General features: G+C 72.8%; 15 protein-coding genes. 6 read left to right on the top strand and 9 right to left on the bottom strand.

What is annotated here, in order from left to right; all coding sequences use genetic code 11:
* The first annotated feature begins 71 nt into the window (after positions 1-71).
* On the top strand, positions 72-551 hold the full coding sequence (locus tag VE614_RS18580; protein ID WP_324937982.1) for a hypothetical protein: 480 nt from the start codon (positions 72-74) through the stop codon (positions 549-551).
* 64 nt (positions 552-615) lie between these two features.
* On the opposite strand, the gene VE614_RS18575 is transcribed toward VE614_RS18580, so the two are convergent.
* The 7 genes from VE614_RS18575 to VE614_RS18545 all read right to left on the bottom strand — a co-directional run bounded on the left by VE614_RS18575 (position 616) and on the right by VE614_RS18545 (position 11,317).
* Complete coding sequence (locus VE614_RS18575) at positions 616-3,483, bottom strand: glycoside hydrolase family 2 TIM barrel-domain containing protein (protein ID WP_324937906.1); 2,868 nt, start codon at positions 3,481-3,483, stop codon at positions 616-618.
* Between the two features lie 12 nt (positions 3,484-3,495).
* A complete protein-coding gene (locus tag VE614_RS18570; RefSeq protein ID WP_414719599.1) occupies positions 3,496-4,389 on the bottom strand; it encodes a carbohydrate ABC transporter permease in 894 nt (297 codons plus the stop codon).
* On the bottom strand, positions 4,386-5,354 hold the full coding sequence (locus VE614_RS18565) for a sugar ABC transporter permease (RefSeq protein ID WP_324937904.1): 969 nt from the start codon (positions 5,352-5,354) through the stop codon (positions 4,386-4,388). Before VE614_RS18565 ends, VE614_RS18570 begins: the two co-directional genes overlap by 4 nt.
* Positions 5,355-5,377: 23 nt before the next feature.
* Entirely contained in the window at positions 5,378-6,643 is a 1,266-nt protein-coding gene (locus tag VE614_RS18560) for a sugar ABC transporter substrate-binding protein (RefSeq protein ID WP_324937902.1), read from the bottom strand.
* A 180-nt stretch (positions 6,644-6,823) separates the two neighbouring features.
* On the bottom strand, positions 6,824-8,656 hold the full coding sequence (locus tag VE614_RS18555; RefSeq protein ID WP_324937900.1) for a glycoside hydrolase: 1,833 nt from the start codon (positions 8,654-8,656) through the stop codon (positions 6,824-6,826).
* Positions 8,657-8,674: 18 nt separating this feature from the next.
* Positions 8,675-9,922 (bottom strand): ROK family transcriptional regulator, encoded by a 1,248-nt coding sequence (locus VE614_RS18550; protein ID WP_324937898.1) that lies wholly within the window; start codon positions 9,920-9,922, stop codon positions 8,675-8,677.
* A 117-nt stretch (positions 9,923-10,039) separates the two neighbouring features.
* Positions 10,040-11,317: a D-arabinono-1,4-lactone oxidase gene (locus VE614_RS18545; protein ID WP_324937896.1), complete on the bottom strand. Its 1,278-nt coding sequence runs from the start codon at positions 11,315-11,317 to the stop codon at positions 10,040-10,042.
* A 228-nt stretch (positions 11,318-11,545) separates the two neighbouring features.
* Here VE614_RS18545 and VE614_RS18540 point away from each other — a divergent pair, with 228 nt between their 5' ends.
* The 5 genes from VE614_RS18540 to VE614_RS18520 all read left to right on the top strand — a co-directional run bounded on the left by VE614_RS18540 (position 11,546) and on the right by VE614_RS18520 (position 17,886).
* A complete protein-coding gene (locus VE614_RS18540) occupies positions 11,546-12,871 on the top strand; it encodes a radical SAM protein (RefSeq protein WP_324937894.1) in 1,326 nt (441 codons plus the stop codon).
* Between the two features lie 127 nt (positions 12,872-12,998).
* The gene (locus VE614_RS18535) at positions 12,999-14,528 is read left to right on the top strand and encodes a cellulose-binding domain-containing protein (RefSeq protein ID WP_324937892.1); all 1,530 of its coding nucleotides are present in this window, start codon (positions 12,999-13,001) and stop codon (positions 14,526-14,528) included.
* 264 nt (positions 14,529-14,792) lie between these two features.
* Positions 14,793-15,887, top strand: a complete 1,095-nt coding sequence (gene rsgA / locus VE614_RS18530) for a ribosome small subunit-dependent GTPase A (protein ID WP_324937890.1) — start codon at positions 14,793-14,795, stop codon at positions 15,885-15,887.
* 106 nt (positions 15,888-15,993) lie between these two features.
* Positions 15,994-17,397, top strand: coding sequence for an AlkA N-terminal domain-containing protein (locus VE614_RS18525; protein ID WP_324937978.1), 1,404 nt, complete (start codon positions 15,994-15,996; stop codon positions 17,395-17,397).
* Between the two features lie 3 nt (positions 17,398-17,400).
* Positions 17,401-17,886: a methylated-DNA--[protein]-cysteine S-methyltransferase gene (locus VE614_RS18520; RefSeq protein ID WP_324937888.1), complete on the top strand. Its 486-nt coding sequence runs from the start codon at positions 17,401-17,403 to the stop codon at positions 17,884-17,886.
* Here VE614_RS18520 and VE614_RS18515 read toward each other — a convergent pair.
* A complete protein-coding gene (locus VE614_RS18515; RefSeq protein ID WP_324937886.1) occupies positions 17,883-18,272 on the bottom strand; it encodes a PPOX class F420-dependent oxidoreductase in 390 nt (129 codons plus the stop codon). The genes VE614_RS18520 and VE614_RS18515 overlap by 4 nt on opposite strands.
* Before the next feature lie 83 nt (positions 18,273-18,355).
* Positions 18,356-18,838, bottom strand: a complete 483-nt coding sequence (locus VE614_RS18510) for a DUF456 domain-containing protein (RefSeq protein ID WP_324937884.1) — start codon at positions 18,836-18,838, stop codon at positions 18,356-18,358.
* Positions 18,839-18,894: the final 56 nt, after the last annotated feature.

Genomic DNA, 18,894 nt, shown 5'->3' with positions numbered 1-18,894 from the left:
ACGGCCCGTCGTACGGCCGGTCTCACGCCCCGTCGCACGGCCCGTCTCACGCCCCGCCGTACGTCCTCACCGTGGACCCGGGGCTGACCGACCTGCGCGCGGCCGACCACCTGCTGCGCAGGCTGGCGGCCGGACTCGCCCTGCCCGAGGACACCTTCGGCTGCACGCACCTGCTGCGGGACGGCCGGCCGCGGGTCGCCCTCTCCTTCACCACCTCCGCCGAGGGCTGCCCGGAGCGACTGGCCGCCCAGGGGTACGCGGTGACGGACGGCGCCCCCGACGCGGTGGGGCGCGCGGTGCTCTACCCGGGCGCCGACGGCCTCACCGGCACGCTGACGGTCGCGGAGCTGCTGTCCCGCTCCGCGATCGACCGGGTGAGCGTGCTGGGCGCGGCCGGGACGCCCGACCCGCGGACGCCGCTGGTGACCTGGGACCATGTCCGCCCCCAGTGGCAGCGGGGCGAACTCGTGCTGACCGCCATGCCCGCCGCGGGCGGCCGGCTCACGCCGTTCGAGGTCCCGGATCCGACCCCGTGCTGCGCCGACCACTGATCCGCGCGGGACGACCCGGATCACCGGCCGGAGCCCCGTTCGGGCGCCGGCCGGCGGCGGTGTCTCAGCCGGTCGCCTCGAAGACGAAGGAGAAGACGGCCGGTTCGGCCCGCAGGTGATACTGCGGCAGCGCGCCGGGGCCGCAGGACTGGGAGCCGATGCCCATCTGACCGTGGTCGAGGTTCACCCACACCGTGTCGCCGGGCGTCAGGTCCGAGAGGTGCTCGGCGGCGTCCAGCTGTTCGCTGGTCCAGCGCCGCGCGCTGAGCCAGAACGCCGGGTCGCCCTCGATCCGCAGCCCGCCCAGCTCCGCCCAGCGGACGTCGGCGCGGGCGCCGTTCTCCTGGGGACGGACGTACGGCGTCTGCAGATCGTCCACAGTCGACCGCCAACGGCCGACCATCGACGCCGTCCGGCTGTCCGGATACGCTTCCCCGGGCCCGCCGCCGAACCACGTCACCTCCTCCGCCGCCGGCAGCCCGAACCGGATGCCGAGCCGTGGCAGGGGCAGCGTCCAGTCGCCCTCGGGTGTCACGGAGACGGTGAGCTGGAGGCGGTCGCCGTCCGACGTCCAGCGATACACGGTGTGCAGTCCGATGTCGACGGCGGCCGGCGCCACCCGCGTCCGCACCGTCAGCGCCGCGTCGCCCACCTCCACCCCGTCCAGCCGGTGCCGCATCCGGTGCAGGCCCAGTTCGCGCCAGAGCAGTCCGTAGCGGGCGTCCGGCTGCCACGGCGCCCCGTTGTCGTTGTCGGTCGGCGCCCGCCACACGTCCAGGCGCAGCCCGGTCACCTCCACACCGCCGACGGCGCGCAAGGCACCGGTGCGCGCGTCGAAGCACGCCGGGCCCAGGGACACCAGCCGCTCGCGCACGGCCGGCCGCTCGCCCGCCGCCGCCGACGGCGCCATCCGCCCGGTGACGGGCACCTGCCCCCACGCCACCACATGGCCCCGCGGCGCCCACGCGGTCGCCTCGGCCGTCAGGGCCCGCACCGTCCACTGCGTCTCCGCCCCGGCGGGCGGGCCGGCCGGCGGCGGCGGGAGCTTCACCTCCGCCGACTCGCCCGGCGCCAGCGCGGGCACGGTCAGCGGGCCGGCCCCGACCGTCTCGCCGTCGACCTGGTACGACCACGCGAAGGCGAGCCGGGACAGATCCGCGAAGTCGTGCTTGTTGGTGATCCGGACGGTGCCGTTCCCGCCGTCGCCGTCGATCCGGACCGGCTCGATCACCTTCTGGTACTCGACCAGCCCGGGGGACGGCCTGCGGTCGGGGAAGACCAGTCCGTCGCAGACGAAGTTGCCGTCGTGCAGCTCCTCGCCGAAGTCACCGCCGTAGGCGTAGCCGAGCCGGGGATGCCGGATGCCGTGGTCGATCCATTCCCAGACGAAGCCGCCCTGGAGCCGTTCGTACGTCTCGAACAGCCGCTGGTAGTCGGCCAGTCCGCCGGGCCCGTTGCCCATGGCGTGGGCGTACTCGCAGAGCAGGAAGGGGAGCGCGCGCCGCTTGCGGGTGCCGCCGTCCAGCCCGCGGCCGATCTTCTCGACCTCGTCGTGGAAGGCGTACATCCGCGCGTACACGTCGGTGTCCCGGCAGTCGATGTCGCCCTCGTAGTGGACCAGCCGCGAGCCGTCCCGGCGGTGGATCCACTCCGCCATGGCGGTCAGGCCGCGTCCGGTGCCGGCCTCGTTGCCGAGGGACCAGATGACGACGGACGGGTGGTTCTTGTCCCGCTCCACCATGCGGGCGGCGCGGTCCAGCAGGGCCGGGGTCCAGCGGTCGTCGTCCACGGGGTTGTCCCGCCAGGCCTGCTCGGTGAAGCCGTGGGTCTCCAGATCGCACTCGTCGATCACCCACAGCCCGTACTCGTCGCACAGGTCGAGGAAGGCCGGGTGCGGCGGATAGTGCGAGGTGCGCACCGCGTTGATGTTGTGCCGCTTCATCAGCAGCACGTCCTCGCGCATCGTCGCCGTGTCGAGGGCGCGACCCCGCTCGGGGTGCCACTCGTGGCGGTTGACGCCCTTGAACAGGACCGGCCGGCCGTTGACCTTGATCAGGCCGTCCTCCAGGACGACGGTCCGGAAGCCGATCCGCAGCGGCACCCGCTCGCCCGGCGTCGTCAGCACCCCGTCGTACAGCCGGGGCGTCTCCGCCGTCCACGGCTCCACCGGGACGGTGACCTGCTCGCCGGTCGCGAGGTCGACGCCCAGCTCGGGGACGGTGACCCGGCCGGGCACCTCGGAGTCGACCCGCAGGGTGCCCGCACCGCTCGTGTGGTCGTAGGAGGCGTGCACGAAGTAGTCGCCGGCGGCGCCCTCGGGGCGGTGCAGCAGGGTGACGCCGCGGAAGATGCCGGGCAGCCACCACTGGTCCTGGTCCTCCAGGTAGGAGCCGGCGGACCACTGGTGGACGCGGACCGCCAGTACATTGCCGGCCGTCTTCAGCAGGCCGCCGACCGCGAACTCGTGCGGCAGCCGGGAGCCCTTGAACTCGCCCAGCTCCGTGCCGTTCAGCCACACCCGGGCGCAGGACTCCACCCCGTCGAAGCGCAGCACCGCGCCGCCGTCCGCCGGCCAGTCCGCCGGCAGGTCGAAGACGCGCAGATGGTCTCCGGTGGGGTTCTCGGTCGGGACGTGCGGCGGGTCGACCGGGAAGGGGTAGAGGTGGTTGGTGTAGATCGGCGCGCCGTGGCCCTGGAGGACCCAGTGGCCCGGGACCGTGATCTCCGGCCAGCCCGCGGGGTCGTACCCGGGCTGGGCGAACGCGTCGTCCTCGGCGTCCGCCGTCGCGGACAGCCGGAACCGCCAGCGGCCGTCGAGCGACAGGGCGGGCGCGTCGGAGGACGCGTACCAGGCGCGGGGCGGGAGGCTGCCGCGGCCGGGGGAGACGTCCTCGACGTAGTCGGCGGTCGCGGGGGTCGTGCGCACAGACATCGGTCTCCTAGTTCAGCCCTTGATGCCGGTCTGCGCGATCCCCTGGACCAGCCAGCGCTGGAGGAAGAGGAACACGAACACCAGGGGCAGGATGGAAATGGCCGTGGCCATGAAGATCAGATGGAAGTTGACGGTCTGGTTGGTCATGTAGGAGGAGAGCGCGACCTGGACGGTCCAGGCGCTCGGGTCCTGGCCGATGACCAGGGGCCACAGGAAGGCGTTCCAGCCGCTGATGAAGGTGATGGTCGCGATGGCCGCGAAGAAGTTCAGCGAGTTCGGTACGACGACCCGCCAGTACGCGCCCCAGTAGCCGAGCCCGTCGACGCGTGCCGCCTCCTCCAGCTCCTTGGGGAATCCCAGGAAGTACTGCCGGAACAGGAAGCAGGTGAAACCGCTGAACAGGCCGGGGACGATCAGCCCGCGGTAGGTGTCCACCCAGCCGAGTGACGACACCAGCACGAAGCTGGGGACGAAGGTGACGGCGGTCGGGACCATGAGGGTCACCAGCACGGCGTAGAAGATCTTGTTGGCGTGCCGGTACGGGATCCGGGCCAGACCGTATCCGGCGAGCGAGCAGACCAGCAGCGTGCCGACGGTGTGCAGGATCCCGACGACCGCCGAGTTCCCCAGGGCGCGCGCGAAGTCCACCGTGGGATCGTCGAACGGCTCGGTGAGGTTGCCCCACTGGATGTCGGTGGGGAAGAACTTCCACTCCTCGCCCGTGATCTCCGGATCCGTCATCAGCGCGTTGCGGACGATCAGATAGAAGGGGACGAGGAAGAGCAGGGCGGCGACGGTGGTCGCGGCGTACAGCCCGGCGGAGCCCATGACGCCGCCGCGCCGCGCCCGTACACCGCCGCGCCGCGCCCGTCGCGGTGCCACCGGCCGGTCGGTCGTGGTGGTCACTTGGACTCGTCCCCCCTTCCGAAGCCCAGGAACTTGCCCTGGAGCAGGGTCACGACGCAGATCAGCAGCGTCAGGATCACCGCGCCCGCGCTGCCCGCGCCGTAGTCCTGGTTCTCGCCGAGGGCGATGTAGTACAGCTCGACCAGGGGCGGGCGGCCCCAGGTGGACTTGGACAGCAGATTGAAGAACTCGTCGAAGGCCTGGTACGCCTGCACCAGGAGCAGCAGGATCACGGCCGTCGACGTGGCGCGCAGCTGCGGCAGCGTGATGTGCCGGAAGGTCTGCCAGCCCGGCTTCGCCCCGTCGATGGCGGCGGCCTCGTACAGCTCCTGCGGGATGTTCTGCAGCGCCGCCAGGAACAGGATCATGAAGAACCCGGCCTGGAGCCACAGCCGGACCGTGACCAGGACCAGCCAGTACCAGGGCGGATCGGGACTGGCCAGCCAGGCGATGTTGTCGATCCCGAACCAGCCGAGGACGGTGTTCATCAGGCCGAAGCGGACCCCGCTGAAGATCGACATCTTCCAGATGAGGGCGGCGGCGACATAGCTCACCGCCGTCGGCAGGAAGAACACCGACCGGAAGAACGCCCGCAGGAACCGCAGCCTGTTCACCATCAGGGCGAGCCCCAGGGAGAACGCCCAGGTGGCGGGCACGATGAACGCGGCGAAGACGGTGAAGGTGACGAGCGACCCCGTGAAGTCGTCGTTCGTCAGCATGTACCGGTAGTTGCCGAAGCCGATGAACTCGCTCGGCGTGACCGTGAACCGGGCGTCGAAGAAGGAGAGCCAGAGGCTCCAGCCGATCGGGACGTAGACGAAGATCGCCAGCCCGAGCAGGAACGGGCCGGTGAAGAGCCAGAAGTTGAAGGTGCTGCTGCCCCGCAGTCCCCGTCGCCGCCGGGCCGGGGTGGCCGGGGTCGCCGGGGCGGGGCTCTGGGGATCGGGCGCGGCGGTGGTCGACATGACGTGGTTACCTGTCCGCCGGCCTATCCGAAGAGCTTCTTCAGCTCGCGGGCGACCTTGCCGTCCGCCTTGTCGAGGGCGGCCTCCGGGTCACCGCCCGAGCGGACGCAGTCGGCGACGACGTCCTCGATCGCGTCGATCATCGCCTGGGTGAAGCCGATGTTGTCGAAGTGCCCGTACTCGTTGAACAGCCGGACGCCCTCGGCGGGCAGCCCCGACCGCAGCTTGTCGGCGGACTCGGCGATCGAGACGCGCGGCGGGACGTGGAAGCCGTAGGAGAGCGCCCAGTCCTCCTGGTACTCCTTCTGTTCGATCCACAGCCACTTCACGTACTCCTTGGCCGCCTCGACGTTCCTGCCCTTGGCGTTCACGAACATCGACCAGCCGCCGTTGTAGACGGCAGGCTTGCCGGCGTCGGTGACCTTCGGGAAGGGGAAGACGCCCAGGTCGTCGCCGAGCGCCTGCTGCATCTGCGGCATCGCCCACATGCCGCACCACTGGATCGCGGTCAGGCCCTGGTTGAGCGCGGACGGGTCCCAGAAGTCGGTCGGGGCGCCGAGCAGCAGATCACCGCTGGTGAACAGCTTGCGCAGCTTGACCAGGCCCTCCTTGACCCCCTCGGTGTGGTAGGCGATCTGGTTCTTCGCGTCGAGGGTGTCGGCGCCGGCCGCCCAGATCAGCGGGCGGATCACCGCGTCCAGTTCGTTGCCGAGGAAGACGCCCTTGACCTTGTCGGTGGTGAGCTTGGCCGCGGCCTCGATCAGCTCGTCCAGTGTTGTCGGCACGTCCACGCCGGCCTTCTCGAACATCGACTTGCGGTAGAAGAAGAACTGCGGGTCGTCGATCATCCGGACCCCGTATATCTTCCCGTCGACCGTGTGCGAGGCGATGTCGGCCGGGTTGAAGTCGTCCTTCACCGGCTCGACGAGATCGGTCAGATCGGCCACCTGGCCGCTGCGCACGAGCTGGATCTGCGGGTGGAACTCGAACAGGTCCGGGGCGTTGTCCGTGAGCAGCGCCGAGAACAGCTTGCTCTCGAAGTTCTCGCCGGTGATCCACTGCGTGGTGACGTCGGCTTCCTCGTACGCCTTCGCGTACCGCCTGACGGCCTGCTCGGTGCCCGGCTCGCCGTAGGCGTGGAAGTACTGGACGAGCCGCTTGCCCGACCCCGCGCCGCCGCTGCGGCCGTTGTTGCCGCCGCACGCGGCCAGCCCGCCGGCGGCGGCCAGGCCCATCGCGGCCCGCAGGACGGATCGGCGGTCCCAGGAGGAGTTGCTGAATGCCGGCATGCTGACGTCCTTGTCTCTGAGTGCGGCTGAGGTCGGTGCCGGACGCTAACCTTCGGCTAAGGCTTCGGCAAGGGGTCGGACGAAGTCTGTTCGAAACGTTGCGCCACGTTCGGGATGCCGGACGTGACGGGGTGGCGGGCCGTCGCGTCAGCGTCGCCCGCCACCCTCCGCGGCGGTGAACTACCGCATGAACCACGCCTGGTTGGTCCCGCCCGTGCAGCTGTGGAGGATCACCCGGCTGCCGTCCGCGGTCGCCTGCCCGCTGACGTCCAGGCACTTGCCCGAGGCCTCGCTGACGATCTGCCCGTTGCCGTTCAGCAGCCAGCGCTGCCCCGCCTCACCGGTGAACCCGGCCCGGGTCGCCGGCCCGGCACTCCCCGCCGTCAGATAGCCGTCGGCCCCCTTCAGGGCGCCCCGCGCGTCGTACGACCACGACTGCCCGGCCCCGCCGGTACAGGACTCGATCGCCGCCCCCGAGGCGTTCGCCGTCAGGCACTTGCCGGACTGGGCGCCCTGCCAGGCCCCGGTGACCGCCGAGCCGCCCCCGCCCTTCTGATCGAGGACGTACGTCGTCACGGAACGGGCGGGCAGGACCGCCGAGGCGGTGCCGCCGTGCACGGACGGCCTGGTGACGGAGGCCCAGTTCTCGGTGGCCGAGGTGCGCACCGCCTTGGTGGCGCGCGACGGCAGGTCACTGTGGAAGCGCAGGTGCAGCGGGGTCTCGGTGGTGTTGTGGTTGTTGACGACCACGACCCATGTGCCCTTGCGGCTGTAGGCGCTGACCTCCACGCCCTCCGGCGCGCCGGTCACGTTGTGCAGCACCGCACCCGGCTTGACGAACTTGCTGTACTGGCCGAGCGCGTAATAGCGCTTGGTGAAGTACAGCGTCTGGTTGCCGTTCACCGCGTACCGCGGGTCGTAGTAGATCAGGCCGTCGTTCCAGCCCTCGTCGTTCCTCGCGTGCGGGTCGGAGCCGATCATCTCCGACAGCGCGACCCACCAGTGGAACGCCGAGTCGTGGGCGGTGGCGAGGTCCTTGTGGATGATCCGGGACAGGTTCAGTCCGCCGTCGATCGTCGGGTCGTACTCCTGCGCCCAGCCGGTGCCGCCCTTGCCGAAGCAGCAGATCTCCGTCGACCAGGACGGTTTGCCGACCGCCTTCGAGGTCTCGTGGATCCGCGCCCGCTGGTCGTCGCCCGGGTTGTTGTACGTGTGGTGGGCCAGCCTGGAGACGTACCGCGCCGTGCCCGGCTGGGCGATCCACTCCGGCAGTTCGGTGTTGAACTGCACGGTGCTGCTGGACTCGTCCGCGATGATCCCGGTCCGCTGGTGCCGGGCGCGCTGCTCGGCGCCGAGCGCCCGCACGATGTCGTCGCGCTGGCCGACCGGAACCAGCATGCCCTCCTGGCCGCAGGAGTCGAAGCTGTTCGTCGGCTCGTTGAAGGGGCTGATGTAGTCGAACTCGGCGCCGCGCGCGGCGAAGTGGTCGGTGACGTCGGCGATGTAGTCGGCGAAGTCCTCGGTGTGCTCCGCCTTCAGATGGCCGCCGCAGCTCTGCCCGTTGGTCTTCCACTCGGCGGGCGCGCTGTTGACGAAGGCGATCAGGTCCTCGACCCCGTACCGGGCCGCGTACGCCAGGAACGTACGGCCGCCCTCGTCCTTCGACCAGTCGTACGTCCCGTCGGCGTCACGGAAGTCCTCCGGCGCCCGGGACGGGGTGGTGACCGCCGTGCCGCCACCGCCGATGTTGTAGCGGTAGGCGCTCAGGTCCAGGCCGTCGGAGGAGAACAGCAGCCGGGCGACCCGGGCCTGGACCCGCGGGTCGAAGTTCTTGAGGTCGTTGACCCACCAGGCGCCGGACGCGCCGATGTTGTCGATGGTCTGGGCGGCGTGGGGGGAGACCTCGGCCACCGCCGGGGACTCGGTGGCGGCGCCGGGAGGCGCGGACATCAGAGTTCCGGCGACAGCCAGTGCGGCCACGGCCGTCCCGAGGATCGATCTGCTGGTGCGCAACGTGCATCCCTTCCGTCGTCACGAAGGTGGTGCGGTACGGCTCCTCGCGGGTGTCGTGCGTCGTGCTGCGGCCCTCTGCCCGACCGACTGCAAGGCGCCCTCCAGCGCGAACGTCGCCGCGCCCAGGCACACCGGGTCGGTGGGGATCGGGGAGAGGACGATCTCGGTGGCGGCCAGCGGCCGCCCGAGCGCGTGCCGGGCGACGGCCTCGCGCACCTCGGCGAGCAGCGGCTCGCCCAGCGTGGCCGCGACCCAGCTGCTGAGCACGACCACCTCCGGGTTGAGCAGATTGACCAGGTCGGCGATGGCGGCGCCGAGATAGCGGGCGGTGTCGCGGACCACCTTCACGGCCACCGGATCACCCGCGGCGACCCCGCGGGCCAGCGCGCGCACGGTGGCGGTCTGGTCCTCGGGGTGGAGCAGGTCGCTGCCGGGGCTCAGTTCCCGCAGGTTCCGCATGATTCCGGGCGCGCCGGCATACGTCTCCACACAGCCGTGGTTGCCGCAGTGGCACAGCCGCCCGTCCAGGACGAGGGTGGTGTGCCCCCACTCGCCGGCGCTGTTGCTGACCCCCCGGTGCAGTCCGCCGCCCAGCACCAGACCGGCGCCCACACCGGTCCCCAGGTTCACCACCACGGCGTCCCCGCGCCCGCGCGCGGCCCCGAACCACAGCTCGGCGACCGCGCAGGCGCGCAGCGGGTTGTCCAGGTGGAGGGGGTAGGCGATGTGCTCGGTGAGCAGGTCGAGCAGCGGGACGTCGTGCCAGTCCCAGTTGGGCGCGTACTCCGCGACGCCGGTGTCCCGGTCCACCTGCCCCGGCACGCTCACCCCGACGCCCAGCACCCGGGCGCCCTCCACCCCGGCCTGCGCCACCACCGAGCCGACCGCCGCCGCGACATGGCCGACCACCTGCCCGGGGCGGCTCTCACCGGGCCGCATGTCCTCCTCGGCGCGGGCCAGCACGTTCAGCGCCAGGTCGAACAGCTCGACATGGACGTACGTCTCCGCGATGTCCACGCCGATCAACGCGCCCCCCGACGCGTTGACGGCGACGAGGCCCCGGGGGCGCCCGCCCGCCGAGTCCTCGAACCCGACCTCGGTGATCATCCCGAGGTCGAGCAGCTCGCCTACGAGGGTGGCGACCGTGGCGAGACTCAGGCCCGTGGCGGCGGCCAGCTCCTGCCGGGAGGTGGGGGACTCGGCGATGATCTGGCGCAGCACCTCGTAGCGGTTCGCGGTGCGGATGTCGCGTGATGTGCGCTTCACCGGGTCAGCCCTGTCCCTTCGGCTCGTGCGGAACCGGGCACGACGGCACCGGCGCGGCGCAAGGCTATGGGGAACGGCGCCTTTCGACAAGGGGTTAGGAAAGGGGCTTTATAAAGCCTACGGCGCGCTGCTGGGCCGGTCGCCCAGGACGTCCCGTACGAACGCGTTGGCGAACGTGCCCGCCGGGTCCAGCTCCCGGGCCAGCGCGGCGAAGTCGCCGAGCCGCGGATACCGCTCCCGCAGCGCCTCCGGCCGCACCGTGAAGACCTTGCCCCAGTGCGGACGCGCCCCGAAGCCGTCCAGCGCCCGCTCCAGCCGGCGTATCACCGGCAGCACGGCCGCGGTGTCCGGGACCCAGGTGAAGTGCAGGGCCACCGAGTCCCGCCCGTGGGCGGGGCTGAGCCACTGGTCGTCGGCGGCGACGGTACGGATCTCGCAGGTCTGCAGTACGGGGGCGATCACATCCCGGATCCCGTCGATCGCATGCAGCGCGTCGACGGTCGACCCCAGCGGCAGCAGATACTCCGACTGCAGCTCCGCCCCGCTGCTGGGCATGAACTCCGCCCGGAAGTGCGGCAGCCGCTCGTGCCACGGCCCCGGCACGCCGGACTGCCCGGTGCAGTTCACGGCCGGCATCCCCGGCACCGGGTGCTTCGCCTCCGCCGCGGGCGCGGCACGGTCGAACCCGGCGTACGGCTGGTCGGTGCGCCGCTTCACCCACACCTGCCGGAAGCCGGGCCCACCCCAGTCGGTGAACAGGCTGACGCTGTAGGCCGCCCCCATCACCGCCTCGAACACCGCCGGGTCCAGCCCGGCCGACGGCAGTTCGGTGTACACGTACTGCTCCACCTCGAAGGCCGGCTCCAGATCGAGGGTGAGCGCGGTGACGACCCCGAGCGCCCCCAGCGCGGTCACCGCGCCGCCGAACCGCTTCTCGCCGCGCGCGATCCGCACGGCCGACCCGTCGGCGGTGACCAGCTCGACCTCCCGCACGGCCGTCGAGAGCGGCCCGTTGCCCAGGCCCGACCCGTGCGTCCCGGTCGCCACCGAACCGGCCACCGAGATGTGCGGCAGCGAGGCCATGTTCGCCAGCGCCAGCCCGTGCCGGTGCACCACGCGGGCCAGCTCCGCGTACCGGACCCCGCCCGAGACCCGGACCGTCCGCGCGGCGGTGTCCACATCGATCACGGGCGGCAGCGCGGCCAGCGACAGCAGCGCCCCCTCGGGGCCCGGCTCGGCGATCTCGTTGAAGGAGTGCCCGCTGCCCAGCACCCGCACCCGCGCGCTGCGCGCGACCAGCGCTCGCAGCGCGTCGAGCGAGTGGGGGCGGTGCAGCTCCTTCGCGGCGTACGTGATGTTGCCCGCCCAGTTCGTCACCGACACGGCCTCGGTCATATGGCGCACTCCCTTCCCGGGAATCGAGAACGAGGCAGTGTAGGCAGCCGGCTCCGCCCTGTCCGAGAGCGCTTTCACCATCCGAAACGGCCAGAACATGGCATACGCGGTCAAATCCGGGAAACCTCGCCGCTCGGAGCGGACCCGGCTGCACACGCCCGAAGGCATGGGGCATACCGTGAGGAGTCGCACGCCGCACACGGAATCGCCGCAGGGAGGAGACACGGGATGGGCAGCCGCACCGCGCTCGTCGAGGATCTGATGGAGCGCTTCCCGCATGTGCCGCGGGAGGCGGTCTTCAAGGAGGACCTGCTCCGCGGAGGTGTGGCCTTCGACCCGTCCGCGCTCAGCGACAACGAGGACGGCGAGGTCAAGCCGAAGTCGTACTTCATCTTCTCCTTCGACCACGGCACCCTGCCCGAGCTGGGCGAGGCCGCGCTGCGCCGCCCGCCCGAGGAGATCATCCTCACCGGCGGCCCCTACGGCCTGCGCCGCACCGTCGTCTCCGTCCGGGTGAACCCCGCCTCCCCCTACCGGGTCGCCGCCGACGACGCGGGCGTGCTCGGCCTCTACCTCGACGGCAAGCGCATCGCCGACGTCGGCGTCCCGCCGATGCCCGAGTACTACCGGCACACGCTCAGCAACGGGAAGTCGGTGATGGAGGTCGCCCCCACCATCCAGTGGGGCTACCTGATCTACCTCACCGTCTTCCGGGTCTGCCAGTACTTCGGCGCCAAGGAGGAGTGCCAGTACTGCGACATCAACCACAACTGGCGCCAGCACAAGGCCGCCGGCCGCCCCTACACGGGCGTCAAGGACGTCGAGGAGGTGCTGGAGGCCCTGGAGATCATCGACCGCTACGACACCCAGAAGGCCTCCACCGCCTACACCCTCACCGGCGGCGCCATCACCAAGACCGTCGCGGGCCGCGACGAGGCCGACTTCTACGGCCACTACGCCAAGGCCATCGAGGAGCGCTTCCCCGGCCGCTGGATCGGCAAAGTCGTCGCCCAGGCGCTGCCCAAGGCCGACGTACAGCGGTTCAAGGACTACGGCGTGCAGATCTACCACCCCAACTACGAGGTGTGGGACGAGTACCTGTTCAAGATGTACTGCCCCGGCAAGGAGCGTTACGTCGGCCGCGACGAGTGGCACAAGCGCATCCTCGACTCCGCCGACGTCTTCGGTGCCCGCAACGTCATCCCGAACTTCGTGGCCGGGGTGGAGATGGCCGAGCCGTTCGGCTTCACCACCGTCGACGAGGCGATCGCCTCGACCACCGAGGGCCTGCGCTTCTTCATGTCGCACGGCATCACCCCGCGCTTCACCACCTGGTGCCCCGAACCGACCACCCCGCTCGGCAAGGCCAACCCGCAGGGCGCGCCGCTGGAGTACCACATCCGGCTGCTGGAGGCCTACCGCGCCACCATGGACGAGTTCGGCCTGACCTCCCCGCCCGGCTACGGCCCGCCCGGCCCCGGCCGCGCCGTCTTCTCCGTCAGCTCCTTCATGGACAGCCTGTCGGCCGAGGACGCCGTCGTCGCCGAGAAGTGAACCCCAGGACAGCGCTTGTCAGTTGCGGGGGAGCCGTGAAAGGGTCGTGCCCGCCCCCGAGGTTCCCCGCAACTCCCCCTGCTGCCGCGGTGAGTTGACCTCGCATGCGCCGCCACGCAGGAGACACATGCCCGACCTGCCGACCCCCCGGGACGCCGTCGAGGCGGCGCTGTTCACCGAGTGCTGGGACCCGGTCCTCTCCTACGCCGACCTGTGCACCGCCGACTCCGCCGCGGCGACCCGGCTCGCCCGGGAAGCATTCGCCCGAGGCGTCCGGGAAGCCCGCGGCGCCGAAACCGTCCTGCCGCACGGCACCGGCCGCCGCCCGGCCCGGCTGCCCCGGATCCCCCTGCTGCTGACCGCCGTCCGTGGCACGGCCGCCGCCTGGGAGAGCGCGGGCGAGGGCCACCGCCTCGACCCCGAGCTGCGGCGGTGGCTCACCTCCGGCGACGCCGCCCGCCACACCGGCCCCCCGCCGCGCCGTCCCCTCGCCCTGCGCGCCCTGCGCGACCTGCCGGAACGGGACGCGGCCCTGCTCTGGCTTGCCGAGGCGGAGGCGCTGCCGCTGCCCGTGGCCGCCCGCCGGCTCGGCCTCGACCCGGCCGGCGCCGCCGCCGCGCTCACCGAGGCGCGGCGCCTGTTCCGCAACCGCTGCCGGCGCGCCCTCCTCGACGCGCCGCCCGCCCCCGCGTGCGGCCGCTACGCCCGCCTGCTCGACGCCGTCACCCGCACGCCGGGCACCGAGCCCCCCGAGGACCTGTCCCGGCACGTCGCGCGCTGCGTCGACTGCGCCGAGGCCGCCGCCTGCCTGCGGCCGCACGGCGGAGGACTGCCCGCCGCCCTCGCCGACGGGGTGCTCGGCTGGGGCGGCCCCGCCTACCTGGCACGCCGTCGCCGCGCCGCGGCGGCACGGCTCGGCCCCGGCCGCCCCGACACCCCCGAGCCCGGCCCGCAGGAGGCCGGCGCCCAGCAGCCGCGCGTCCTGCGCAACGGGCTCTTCGCCGCCGCCGTCCTCGTCTCCCTGCTGGCGCTCGGTGCCACCCTGATGCCCGTCGTGCACACCGCCGACCACGCCGCCGCGCCCGGCGGGACCGCCGGCCGGCAGCCCGTCGCGGACCCCCGCCCCTCCCTGTCGTCCGCGCCCGCCACCAGGCCCGCCGCCCCGGCACCCGGCCGCACACCCCGGCCCGGCGCCACCGCCACCGGCACCACGCCCGCCGCCGCCTCGTCCGCCGCCGCCACCACCACCACCGACGAGCCGGCCCGCCGGGACACCGGCCCCCACCCCGAACCCCAGGGCACCGCCACCCCCACCCCGCCGGATCCCAGCCCGAGCGGCCACCCCGCCTGCCGTGTCACCTACGCCCTCGCCGGTCAGTGGCCCGACGGCTTCCAGGCCACCGTCACCGTCCGCACCGGCCGCGCCCTCGACGACTGGCACGTCGGCTGGACCTTTCCCGACGGGCAGCGGGTGAGCCAGATGTGGGACGCGAAGTTCACCCAGGACGGCCCACGCGTCACCGCCCGCGCCGCCGACTACAACAAGGCGGTCCCCGCCGACGGCACCCTCGCCTTCGGCTTCCTCGCCTCCTGGCGGGGCCGCAACGCCCCGGCGTACGACTTCACCCTCAACGGGCAGCCGTGCGGGGCTTCCTGAGCCCGAAGACCCGCACGCGAAAAATGCGTTGACGGCCCTCCACCGGGCCGGGCTAGAGTTGCGTCCGTTCCGCGGTGGCCCGCTGCCACCGCCGCCGGATGCACGGATGTGCCGTACGAACATGACGAGGAGGTGTCGACCGATGGCTGTCTCTGCGCTGGGCGCTGCCCGCATCCAGGAGTCCGTCAAGTCCACCTCCGCGGTCACCGGCTGACCTCACACACCTTCACCGCGCCGGGACCGCCCTTGTGAAGGGCCATCCCCTTGACTTCCACCTCCGCCGTGTCCACCGCGCTCGCTCCCTACGGCTGGGACGACGCCTGGGCGGATCAGTTCACCCCGTACGCCGCCGAAGGGCTGCTGCCCGGGCGGGTCGTCCGGGTCGACCGCGGGCAGTGCGACGTGGTCACCGCCGACGGCGTGATCCGCGCGGACACCGCCTTCGTCACCCCGCACGACCCGATGCGGGTGGTGTGCACCGGCGACTGGGTCGCCGTCGACCCCGCCGGCAGCCCGCGCTATGTGCGCGCGTATCTGCCGAGGCGCACCGCGTTCGTGCGCTCCACTTCCTCCAAGCGGTCCGAGGGGCAGATCCTCGCGGCCAACGTCGACCACGCCGTCGTCGCGGTGTCGCTCGCCGTCGAACTCGACCTCGGCCGGGTCGAACGCTTCCTGGCACTCGCCTGGGAGTCCGGGGCGCAGCCCCTGGTCGTGCTCACCAAGGCGGACCTCGTCCCGGACCCGGCGACGCTGGCGCACCTCGTCCAGGACGTGGAGACCAGCGCGCCCGGCGTTCCGGTGCTGTCCGTCAGCGCCCGGGACGGGGAGGGCCTTGACGTGCTCACCGCCGTCCTCGGCTCCGGTACGTCCGTGCTGCTCGGGCAGTCCGGCACGGGCAAGTCCACCCTCGCCAACGCGCTCACGGGCGAGGACGCCATGACCGTGCAGGCGGCCCGTGACGTCGACGGCAAGGGCCGGCACACCACCACCACCCGCAATCTGCTCGCCCTCCCGGGCGGCGGAGTGCTCATCGACACGCCCGGCCTGCGGGGCGTGGGCCTCTACGACGCCGAGACCGGCGTCGGGCAGGTGTTCGCCGAGATCGAGGAGCTGGCCGGGCGCTGCCGTTTCCACGACTGCGCCCATGAGGCCGAGCCGGGCTGCGCGGTGCTCGCCGCCGTCGACTCCGGGGAGCTGCCGGCCCGCAGGCTGGACAGCTACCGCAAGCTCAAGCGCGAGAACCAGTGGATCGTCGCCAAGACCGACGCCCGGGCCCGGGCGGAACTGCGCCGGGACTGGAAGCGCAAGCACGCCGAGGGCCGGGCGGCGGTCGAGGCCAAGCGGAAGGGCTGGCGGTAGGAGAGGGACAGGGCGTCCGGGGCTCGCACAGCCCGGACGCCATGTCCGATTTCCGCCAGCCACGCTGTCCGCCATGGCGGAGACTGGATCCGTGATGGACTCCGCGATGGACGAGGACAGCAGGTACGAGGCCGTACGCAGCCGGGACGCCCGGTTCGACGGCGCGTTCTTCTTCGCCGTCGAGACCACCGGCATCTACTGCCGGCCGAGCTGTCCGGCGGTGACGCCGAAGCGCCGCAACGTGCGGTTCTTCACCACGGCCGCCGCCGCGCAGGGCTCGGGGTTCCGGGCCTGCCGACGGTGCCGGCCGGACGCCGTGCCCGGCTCGGCCGACTGGAACGCCCGCGCGGACGTGGTCGGCCGGGCCATGCGGCTGATCGGCGACGGCGTCGTCGACCGGGAGGGCGTCGCGGGACTCGCCGCGCGGCTGGGCTACAGCGCGCGGCAGGTCCAGCGCCAGCTCACCGCCGAGCTGGGCGCGGGCCCGGTCGCGCTCGCCCGGGCGCAGCGGGCGCACACCGCGCGGGTCCTGTTGCAGACCACCGGGCTGCCGGTGACCGAGATCGCGTTCGCGTCCGGCTTCGCCAGCGTGCGGCAGTTCAACGACACCATCCGGGAGGTCTACGCCCAGACCCCCAGCGCCCTGCGCGCCGCCGCGCCCCGGACCGCGGGCCGCACCGCCCGCCGCACCGGCACCCCGACCGCCGGCATCCCCCTGCGCCTCGCCCACCGCGGCCCCTACCAGACCGCACCCGTCTTCGACCTGCTGGAACGCGAGGCCGTCCCCGGGGTCGAGGAGGTGACCGGCCCGCCGGGCGCCCGCGTCTACCGCCGCGCCCTCCGGCTCCCCTACGGCACCGGCATCGCGGCGGTCGAGGAACGGCGGGGGAGCGGACGCCCGGGCAGCGGGGTCGCCCGTCCGGGCGGCTGGCTCGACGCCCGGCTGCATCTGACCGATCCCCGCGATCTGACCACCGCCGTGCAGCGGCTGCGGCGGCTGTTCGACCTCGACGCCGATCCGTTCGCCGTCGACGATCGGCTGGGCACCGATCCGCGGCTCGGTCCGCTGGTCGCGGCCCGGCCGGGACTGCGGTCGCCGGGCGCCGCCGACCCGGAGGAGCTGGCGGTGCGGACCGTGGCCGGCCGGCCGGCGGCCGCGGAGCTGGTGCGGCGCTACGGCAAGGCGCTCGACGCGCCCTGCGGCACCCTCACCCACCTCTTCCCCGAGCCGGCGGTCCTCGCCGAGGCCGAGCCCGGCGGTCCGCTCGGTGCCCTCGCCGCCGCCCTCGCCGACGGCGCCGTACGACTGGACCCGGGCGCCGACCGCGACGACGCGCAGGCCGCGCTGCGGGCCCTGCCCGGCCTGGACGACACCGCCATTGCCGCCATCCGCACCCGCGCCCTGGGCGACCCGGACGTCGCCCCGCCCGGCGCGGGCATCCCCGACAGCTGGCGCCCCTGGCGCTCGTACGCCGTACAACACCTGCGCACAGCAGGGGAGTGGGAGTAACCCGTGACCACGTACTGGACGCACCTCGACAGCCCGCTCGGCAGGCTCCTGCTCACCGCCGACGCCGACGGCGCCCTGTCCTCCCTCACCGTGCCCGGCCAGAAAGGCGGAGCGGCGGTGCGGGAGGACTGGCGGGAGGACGGCGGGCCCTTCCGCGAGGCCGTCGCACAACTCGCCGCCTACTTCACCGGCGACCTCAAGGAGTTCGAGCTGCCCCTGCGGGCGCACGGCACCGCGTTCCGCGAGCGGGTCTGGGCGGCCCTCGACGACATCCCCTACGGGGCGACCACGACGTACGGCGAGATCGCCGCGCGGATCGGGGCGCCCCGGGCCGCCGTACGCGCCGTCGGCGGGGCCATCGGCGCCAATCCGCTGCTGATCGTCCGACCCTGCCACCGGGTGATCGGCCGCGACGGATCCCTCACCGGATACGCGGGCGGCCTCGACCGGAAGATCCGGCTGCTGACCCTCGAAGGGGTGGTGGTCTAGGCGGGGACGGGGCCCTCGTCGCCGTCGAGGCCCCAGCTGTGGACCCAGCGGGGGCGGATCCGGATCAGCTCCTCGCTGAAGTGCGGGCCCAGGTCGTGCGGGCCGATGAGCAGCTCGGCCTCGCCGCGGATCTCGACGCCGCGCACCTTCCACGGCCGCAGGCTCGCGATGTCGTCGGCGACCAGCGCCAGCAGCGGGTTCTTCTGGAGATTGCGCCACTTCTTGGTGCGGCCCATGGTGTAGCCGCCGATCAGGATGGTGTCGTCGTCCTGAAGGAAGTAGGCGACCGGGTTCGCCTGCGGCTGGCCCTGCGGATCCACCGTGGCCAGCCGCCCCAGCCGCTGTCCCCGCAGATACGCCCTCTCGGCCTCGCTGAACTCGTTCATGCCGACCACCCAAGCACGCCGCCCCGCCCGCCGCATCGGCTTCTGGCCCTGGGGCGCGGGGCGTACGGAAGCGCGCCCGGGAGTCATCCCCAGAACACCGCGCCGAGCCACGCCCCCATGATCAGCAGGCAGGCGAACAGCTCCGCCAGCACGCTCCACCCGCCCGAGCGCATCGCCGTGCGCAGCGCCGCCCGCGCCTCACCGGCCCGGCCCAGCCGCAGCCGCTCGGACAGGTAGATCCCGGCCAGGAAACCGGGAACCGTACCGAGCACCGGCAGGAGGAAGAAGCCGAGCAGCGCGCCGAGCCCGGCGTACACCGCCACCCGGGGAGTGGCCCCGCTCGCCTGGAGCCGGCGCGGGGGCAGCGCCCAGCGCACCACCTGCGAGAGGAACAGCACGACGGTGGCACCCACCAGCACCCACCAGGCGACCGGCCGCGGATCCTGCAGCGCCCACCACAGGACCGCGGCCCAGACGAGCCACGACCCCGGTACGCCCGGCAGCAGCACTCCGCACAGGCCGAGCAGCATGACCAGACCGACCAGCAGGAGTTCCCACACTCCCATGATCCCAGGGTGCCCGAGCCCGCCCCGGCGCGCAGTCCCGCGCGGGTGCGGTGCCG

The sequence above is a fragment of the Streptomyces sp. genome (genome assembly GCF_035645055.1).
In the GTDB taxonomy this organism is placed as follows: domain Bacteria; phylum Actinomycetota; class Actinomycetes; order Streptomycetales; family Streptomycetaceae; genus Streptomyces.
Note: the sequence above shows the minus strand (reverse complement) of the source record. Positions and strands in the feature narration are given on the sequence as shown.